This is a genomic window from Oleiphilus sp. HI0066 (assembly GCF_001635725.1).
Genome location: NZ_LWFH01001635.1, coordinates 1 through 664 on the forward strand (window position 1 = coordinate 1; position 664 = coordinate 664).

Genomic DNA, 664 nt, shown 5'->3' on the forward strand with positions numbered 1-664 from the left:
TCATGCACTACGTCAGTCAAATAACTCAAACCATACGTACGCGCATTACCCTTAACGGTGTGCATATTTCTGAATAGCTCGGCAATAACATCCGCAGATTTTCCAGCGTTGTTCTTAATAGCCTGCTGACATGCCGCCATGAACTGCTTAGAACTACGGAGGAATTCAGCAAATTTCGCTGCATCGATCGCAAGCACTTCACCAATTAATTCCAACTCACGCTTCTGACCTTGCGCCGCTAGCTCTAGGGCACGGATTTCAGTTACGTCGCGCACAGTAATCATCAGACGCTCGATCACATCATCATTCACGATTGGATCCCAGTCCAACTCGAGAACTTTTTCACGACCATCATCGAAACCAATGGTCATCTCATTCACAAGACAATGTGAGTTGAACTCAAACATCATTTCGTCTTCACCAACAATCGCATCAACTGCTGTAATGTTCTGATCTCGCGCATCAGAGCCTAGTGTTGTATTCGCGAAAAGAAGATCATTTACATTTCGTCCAGCGATACGATCTGTTTCAAAAATCTGCTCCAGATACGCCGCATACTCTTTGTGCACCACACCACCTTCGGTCACTGTAAATAGGCCTTGGTGCATGTTTGCCATCATATTTGCGATGTCTTGGTTCTTTTGATGAAGCGCAGCCGTACGTT

At 45.5% G+C, this 664-nt stretch carries 1 protein-coding gene; it reads right to left on the bottom strand.

Annotated features, from left to right (window positions below; translation table 11 throughout):
• Window positions 1-664, bottom strand: a 664-nt coding sequence (locus A3738_RS25565) for an Hpt domain-containing protein (protein ID WP_197474040.1), incomplete at both ends; no start/stop codon positions are given.